This window comes from Legionella erythra (assembly GCF_001467615.1).
GTDB classification, from domain to species: Bacteria; Pseudomonadota; Gammaproteobacteria; order Legionellales; family Legionellaceae; genus Legionella_C; species Legionella_C erythra.
Genome location: NZ_LNYA01000023.1, coordinates 287,617 through 295,257 on the forward strand (window position 1 = coordinate 287,617; position 7,641 = coordinate 295,257).

A 7,641-nucleotide genomic window follows, 5' to 3' on the forward strand; every position below is an offset into this window, starting at 1 on the left:
CGCTCGTATACCATTAATGTACTATCAAATAAGGACAAATAGGTATGAAGGATTTAATCCCAATTGACACATTTATCGAAAAACATTTATCACAAGATGATGTGACCATGACTGGGCATATAAACAAAAATGTACTTCTTCCTGAGATAGCCAGGTATTTTGAAAATGAAGCAACACATCCTCCTCAATCTATTTTGACGCTAAGAGTGAAGTTATTTAATTATTATAGCTGTATGAGAAATTTTGATATTTGTGATTTGATTCATGCTGGAATTATGAATCAATTACAGGGTTTTAGCGATAAAAAAACAGCCTTCCAAAATGATAGAATTGCTGCACAGTACTTTGAAGCGTTAGCTTACCAATATCGAAATTATAAGCCCAGGGAAGATTTTACGTTAAGCGAAGCATGCTTCCTTAACAGTGAAAAAATTACTTTAAATTTACTTGATGACAAAACGAATTGGCAAGCCAACATAGACATGCTCTTTGGTTCTATGCTCAGTCGCTTCTGGCTATATGCAAATTATATGAAGAACCAAGAGAAAGCAAAGCAATTGATGCTTGAAATTGATGAAAAATATGTTACTAAAGTTAGTTTGCCTGCTTATTTAACTGCTTATTATTTTTTTGTAGGTTGTTATTATCTTAATAATCAGGATTATAAAAGCTCCGTTTCCGCGTTTAAACAAATTAGACAAGAAAGAACGGAAGAAACAAGCTGGTTTTTTGAACGACTTGAAGGCCCAATAAAAGAAAAACTTGCTGAAGCGGAGAGGCACTTAAACGAACAAAATAATCCTTTCGAATTTTTCCCTAAACAACAGAAAGTTAATGCTTCAATGTTCGAATCATTTGAGCATAAAAAGAAAAACACTGCTTTAAATTAAATGAGAAAGTAAAAAGATCCAATAGCATTAGGTCGCAGGTTACAGCCTATTCCTTGTCTCTGCGCAGGGTACGACAGAATAGCAGCCCTTGCCCTGCTCTCATGGAATTAACAACCTTAATGCGGCTGGATCAATCTACCCTTGATATTATTAGAGACAGGGAGGGCGTCAGTATACAAGCTGACCCAACTACCGTGGTAGTCTAATGCTTTGCTCAAGATCAATGATTCGTTCAGAAGAAACACCCGGCGTCAGACACTCCACTATTCCGCGGGCAAAAGGATAAGCGCAAAACACACCGGTGGCTACTCCAACCAGTGTGGAGACGGGCGTTAAAGCCAGCCACAGCATGCGGATATCCGGCTCAACCTCCGCCGCGCCAAGAATATAATACATTGCAACGTGAAGACCCGTGTAGAGCGTCATGTTGGTACAAGCTGACATTTTATGAAAAAAACGGCTGCTCGCGACCTGGGAAGTTCTGTCTTTAACGATTTGTTTTCTTTCCTGCACTTCACGCTCATAGCGCGATTGTTCTATTCTGACGAGTTCGTTGATCTTGGGCGTAATGTATTTCTGCTCAACAGCAGGATCAATTTCTTTATCATGCAATAGCAATAATTTTTCAGGGTTGTTTCTTTGAAGTTTTTCCGCAGCCAGCATTTTTAACGATAAGACGGTCATAATCCACCCGAAATTGTTTACAAATTAACAAAGTGGGTTATTTTATTCTAATTCGATGGTTACGGGTATACCGAAGACTTGATAAATTTGTGGTATCTCCTTGTCCGGGCGAATAATAGCAATCAATTTATTTTCGCGGGTAGCCAAGGGATTAATTTGTGATAAGGGCACTTTTTCCGCATAGCTCGGTGTATTGATGATGCGTCCCTCTATCTTTTCATTCCCCGGGAAGGTAATCGTCACTTGTTTATTTTGATACACTTCCTCGGCATATTTCGGATCAATAAATGCAATGATGCGCATGTTTCGCTCAGTGACGATGGTCATTAAATTTTGACCGGCAGACACATACTCATCCTGGTGGGTAGAAATACTCATGATGGTGCCAGGCTGTGGAGCAACAATAGAAAAATGAGCGATTTTATCTTTCACTTCAGCAATGTTTCTTTCAATTTCTAAAATCTTGCGCTTGTAATTCACTTCGAGAAGTGTTTTTGATTGCAGTTTGGCTTCCTGAATCTGTTGTTCCAGGGCCGCGTAATTCCTCTGGGCGTTAACCCAGTTTTTCCTGGCTTCTTCCAATTGCAACTCGGCCATGTCCCCTTTATTTACGTACTTCACAAACCGCTCGTACACGGCCTTGCTGGAATCGATGTCTTTTTTAGCGACCTCCAGTAAATTCTCGAGATTTTGCGGCGTTTGATCGCCCAATGAATTCATCAGATCGGTGATGCGTTCCTTTTCTTTCTCGAGATACTTCAATTTGGTGAGTGTTTCCGGTGAAATGAATTTTAAAATCATCTCGCCTTTTCTAACCTTTTGTCCCGGTTGCACATTCAGGCTTTCAATGTAACCCTCATCCGGTGCGCGAATGATGATGGTGTCGTAAGCAATTAATCCTGAAAAACGGATAAAGACATATTCATTAATTAATTGATATAACAAAATGACCAGGGGGATGCTTAAAATAAGAACCAGAAGAATCCAGCGCATCTTGGGGGGCGTACGGACTCCCTCACCATACTGGATAGGTAATGTGTCTGACGGCGCTTTTTTACGAAAGTGAATTCCCATATCACCTGGCTTCTATTTGGTTCTTTTTATGACCCACCAGGGAGCCATTGAAGAATCTTTATGTCCTTTAAAAATAATTTCATTCAAAATAAAAATGGTTGCCATGTAGCGCATAAACTGCTGATAAATCGGCATTAAAAACACCCAACCAATCATTTTGGCATCTTGCCGCGGCCGTTCAGAGACTAACAGTAAAAATAACACATACATTATTAATCCAGTTAGCAAATAATAACAATAAACCAGGATGTTAACCGCCACAACCACTGTCAGGCTATATTGCAGAAATAACAGGATACTGTAAAGCAGTACAATGAAAGGCAGCACCAATTGATAATACAGACCATACCAGCTAAAGAAAAACATTTTTATACGGTTCATGAGCGCAGGACTGAATTTACGCCAATGCCGTCTCACATAAATGTAATACAAATCCCCATCCCAGCGCAGACGTTGTTTAAGCAGGGCTTTCAATTTAACAGGTGCTGCCGTCCAGGCAATGGCAAAGGGTTCATGAACTATTTTTAGATGAGGGTAGCGGCTGGCGTAGACATGCAGGCGCAGGGTTAAATCCAAATCTTCAGCCGTTCCATTCAACCATCCGCCAATCTGCTTTAAAAAACCAGTACGGAAAACACCAAAAGCGCCGGAAATATTGTTTGTGACATTTAATTCGGTTAAACCGAAGCGACCCAATTGAATACCAATCATGTATTCAATGGCTTGAAGCCGGGTCAGTATCGAGTCTTTGTAATTCCTTACCCGAACAGCCCCCGAAACGGCAATGACATTGGGGTTGATAAAGTGCGCGGCGGCTTTAGCAACGGTTTGATTGTCAATCGAGGTATCCGCATCGAGCATAATCAGTACTTCGCCCTTGGCTAGTTTAAGGCCTAAATTCATAGAGCTGGCATGGCCGCCGCGTGTCTGCCGTTCAATGACGGTAAAAAAACGGTTAGGCAGTTTTCCATATTGCAGAGCCAATTGCTTGGCATATTGTGCTGTTTTAATGTTTTTTACCGCATTATCGACAATGATCATCGTTTCGATTTTACCCGGATAGATTTGCTCACCGACCGCCTGCATGGTAGTTAAAATTTCTTCATACGTTTCGTTGTATGCGGTAATGACAATGGTCACAATCGGATAATAGCCTCGGGCAAATTCCCCTTTAAAATGCAGGTTAATCCAGCCGCGAATGCTGTAGAGGATGGTCAAAACATAAAAGGGCAATTCGAGCAAAAAGACAAACGGAAAAAAAATAAACAGGAAACTTTTGATATTCCCTATAGAAAACAGACTCGTAAAGTAGTATGCGAGTCCATAAAAAAAATCAGTCATTATTGCTAATCCGGTTATATAATTCCGCCAGCAACAAATCCGACCCGATGTCATTTTTTATCACATCCCAGGATGACATGATGCCCACATTGATGTGAATTTTATTTTCTGACTGGATCTCGGCAAATGCTTTAATACGCTCGTAAATAATATCGCAACCCTGCTGCGGGGTCATGGGTAAAAAGAAAATGATGGTTTTATTGTCGCGTGTCACCAAATCACTGTCTCTTAATAACGTTCTTACCCGCTCAAAAAATTCCATCAGCAATTTTTCTGTTTTGAACATCCCAAGCTTGTTAACCAACTCCTCCTCATTGGTTACCTTAAGGGCAAACAGACTATAAATTAATTGATCATAACGTCTGGCAAGTATGGTCTGCCATTTGACAACCATCATAAAAATACTCAAATCGATGAGTTTCAAAAACTGGCCCAATTCAACAATCAAATGCTGATCTATCCCTTTGGCGAGGGACTCGCCGCGCCGGGCAAGCCGGTATTCATACAGACGCTTCGCCTGCAAATCGCCGGGATCAGAAAGTTTTTCACACACCATGCAAACGGCATTGACGGCGGCTTCAAAGAAGGCATGCTGGCAGTCCTGGCAAATTTTGTCTTCCATGGGTTTGTCGTAATCAATACCGATATGCCTGAGTTTTACATGGCAGCGGCTGCAGACTAATTCTTCATGATGCAAAAACTCGGATAAAGGCCCGACATTCCCGCAGGAAAAACAATGAATAAATGACTGCACGGCAATATGGACGGACTGGCAATTGGGGCAACAATTTTTAAAATTCAGCAAGCCGGATCGACAGTGCGGACAGGTTTGAATTTCATCAATCAAGGTTTCATGCTTTAAAAGCTTCCTTGATTCCATGCCTTGCAGCATATACCAATAGTGCTGTGCGTCTTCATGAAACCCCAGGATATCCAGTAAAGGGTATTGAAACCCGGACGGGGAGCGATAATCAAGAAATCCTCTCAGAATATAGTCTTCCCTAACGAACAGGTAACTGGTTATTAATAACTCGAAATCGGTAATTTTTTCCTTGTGAACAGCTTTCACGAGCTCAATTTTATCCTGAATGGCTTTTGCCCGCGAAAACAGGGCATCAGTGAAAGCCCCATCCAGGAGTTGATCAGCATGTTCAGGCGGCGTGCCTGTATAGAAAATGGGCGAAAGCTGGTAATTTCCCTTTTGTCTGATCTCATGAATCAAATTGAGTGTATACCCCTCATTAAAATCAATCAGGACAAACAAACACCCTTCAGAGGGGAGTTGATTGCTGCTTTCAATGGCAATAATACCGTCAGGCAATGATTTAGAGCTTAATTGCCGGGTAATGAGATAGCCTTTATTATCCTGCGCCATGTTCTTATCCTTTTTAGCAGGAATCGTTTAAAAATTTTTTTAAACCATCCTCAATGTTCGTTTTCGCTTTAAACCCCAGTCGCTTTTGTGCCAGCTCCGTTTTACCGAGGGAGTGCAGCAGATCGCTGGCTCGAGCAGGCAGGTATTCAACTTCACCATCATAATGGGTTAATTTAAGCATTAGCCTGGCTAGGGATTCAATAGTCACGGCCTCGCCGCTACAGATATTAAACACCGTCGACTCTGGAAAATCGATATCAGCAGCCAGAATCAACGCGTCGACCACATCATCCACATAAATAAAATCACGGGTTTGCAACCCATCGCCATAAATCATCAGGTTTTGTTGCGTCAAAATCGCCTGTTTGAACTGGCTCATGACGCCGCTGTAAGGATTGGATGGCTGTTGCCCCGGGCCGTAAACATTAAAAAAGCGCAAACCAGTGGCATGAATGCCCGCCATTTGCGACATCATGCCGGCGTAGAGTTCGTTACACAATTTGTCACAGCCGTAATTGGAGACTGGATGGACTGAGACCTTTTCATCCAGAGGAAGTGTCTGGCAATCGCCATAGACCGCAGCCGACGAAGCATACACAAGCTTGGTCTCTTTGCCGAGGACCCGGATTTCATCCAGCAGGAAATTAAACGCCAGGGCATTGTTGGCATGGCTGTAAAGCCAATCCCGTTCGCACAAGGCAATCGAGGCTAAAGCCGCCAGATGAAAGCAGGTATCGACTTCTTTAAGAAGATCATGCAATAAGGCTTTTGATAAGACATCGCCTTCGATAATCTTAGCCTTTTGCACGTCATAATACCGAGGTTTATCTATGTTTTTATCCAGAATGATGACTTCAACCCCGGTTTTAAGCAGGCGGTGGACTAAGTGATTACCGATAAAGCCCATGCCTCCTGTCACAAGCACTTTTTTCATGATCATGCGATCCCCCACGCCCGTTTTGGGCTGTCAGATTGTCAAGGAATGCATTAATCAGGCCAAATTAATTGATAATTGATATGGCGCCACCAAATGGCTCTTGGTAGCGCCGAAGAAATTCAAGTGATTAATTACTGAATGATAGCCAGCTTTTCTTTAGAGAATCGGTCACAATATCCTTTAATGAAATCCAATTGATCACCAATGCGGTCTTTTAATCGGCCTTGTTCTAATGCCTTAAGCTCATTTTCATTCAGGCAATATTGGGGATCATCATATCCCTGTAAGATTTTTATAGCTTTTTTAGCCGCGCTTAATTTAGTCGTTGCGCAACGGAAGTCAAAAGCAAAGAATCGAGCCGCACGGCTATTGTATTCGCCATATTGTGACGTACGGCGCTCTCCTTCCCGAAGCACCACATAGTCACATAATTTCGATAAAGGCATTTCTTGCAGTTGGCTTTGCATTTCATGGCTGATTTTGGTTTGGTTAGGGTGATTTGCCTGCCATTTATCGATAGGGCAAATGTAAGACTCTCTAACGAGCAAACATTGGGGTGCTCTGGGCTTTTCAGCCGTCGCTTTAGCAACTTCCAGGAGATTGTCCACGCTGTCGTCAAAATAAGTGATTGCTACGTCATCCGTATCCAGCATGGCCGGAAGTGCTTCGCGCAGGTGTGCAAATTGTTCCACTTTGCCCTGTGGGTAAAATGAGGATGGATCATGCTCTTTCATGGAGGCACTCTTTTCAACCTTCTTCCAAACCAATGCGATTTCATCATCGTATTGCTTCACCAAGGAAGTCGGCACCATATAGGGGTCTCCTTGCTTCACTTGGCTTACGCCCGATTTTAACTGTTCTTCAAACCCACTCAGTACATCTTCGTAGTATCGGGTCGGCTCACCAGCCTCATAATAGGGGTCAATGGAGGTGGAGACTCTGATTGGTTTACCCAGTGCAGCACCTAGTGCCTTCACCACATCCGGTGTATTGACGAGTTCATCCTTATTAACCCCGGACATCTGGTATTTCCGCGTAATCTGTCCGCGTTGCAGGAAAATACTGCGTTGAGTGAAGAGAATGATTTCATCATACTCACGCAGTTGTTCAACAAGGGCCTGATTTAATTGATTCTCATGAACAATACAACCATCAATATCAACCAATGCTACTCTTTTAGTCATAATTCACTCTGTCGTTAATTTGTCCACAGTATAATGATTTTCGATTAAGGGATTATTAACAGACGAGGAGAGTTCCTAACGACACCACGGCCTACGCACTTCAATTTTCAATCAAACTGAGCAAATGTTCTAAAAAGGAATTGTCCCATCCACCGA

At 42.3% G+C, this 7,641-nt stretch carries 7 protein-coding genes; 1 reads left to right on the plus strand and 6 read right to left on the minus strand.

Annotation, left to right across the window (positions count from 1 at the left end):
• Positions 1 to 44: 44 nt before the first annotated feature.
• Entirely contained in the window at positions 45 to 890 is an 846-nt protein-coding gene (locus tag Lery_RS06275) for a hypothetical protein (protein ID WP_058526399.1), read from the plus strand.
• 189 nt (positions 891 to 1,079) lie between these two features.
• Here the strand turns inward: Lery_RS06275 and Lery_RS06280 are convergent, their stop codons facing one another.
• From Lery_RS06280 to Lery_RS06305, 6 genes are all read right to left on the minus strand, one after another.
• The gene (locus Lery_RS06280; RefSeq protein ID WP_058526400.1) at positions 1,080 to 1,574 is read right to left on the minus strand and encodes a hypothetical protein; all 495 of its coding nucleotides are present in this window, start codon (positions 1,572 to 1,574) and stop codon (positions 1,080 to 1,082) included.
• A gap of 42 nt (positions 1,575 to 1,616) precedes the next feature.
• A complete protein-coding gene (locus Lery_RS06285; protein WP_058526401.1) occupies positions 1,617 to 2,648 on the minus strand; it encodes an HlyD family secretion protein in 1,032 nt (343 codons plus the stop codon).
• Between the two features lie 12 nt (positions 2,649 to 2,660).
• The gene (locus Lery_RS06290; RefSeq protein ID WP_058526402.1) at positions 2,661 to 3,989 is read right to left on the minus strand and encodes a glycosyltransferase family 2 protein; all 1,329 of its coding nucleotides are present in this window, start codon (positions 3,987 to 3,989) and stop codon (positions 2,661 to 2,663) included.
• Positions 3,982 to 5,364, minus strand: coding sequence for a TackOD1 domain-containing metal-binding protein (locus tag Lery_RS06295; RefSeq protein WP_058526403.1), 1,383 nt, complete (start codon positions 5,362 to 5,364; stop codon positions 3,982 to 3,984). Before Lery_RS06295 ends, Lery_RS06290 begins: the two co-directional genes overlap by 8 nt.
• A gap of 13 nt (positions 5,365 to 5,377) precedes the next feature.
• Positions 5,378 to 6,298, minus strand: a complete 921-nt coding sequence (locus Lery_RS06300; protein ID WP_058526404.1) for an NAD-dependent epimerase/dehydratase family protein — start codon at positions 6,296 to 6,298, stop codon at positions 5,378 to 5,380.
• A 134-nt stretch (positions 6,299 to 6,432) separates the two neighbouring features.
• Entirely contained in the window at positions 6,433 to 7,485 is a 1,053-nt protein-coding gene (locus tag Lery_RS06305; RefSeq protein ID WP_131750957.1) for a hypothetical protein, read from the minus strand.
• Between the last annotated feature and the right edge of the window lie 156 nt (positions 7,486 to 7,641).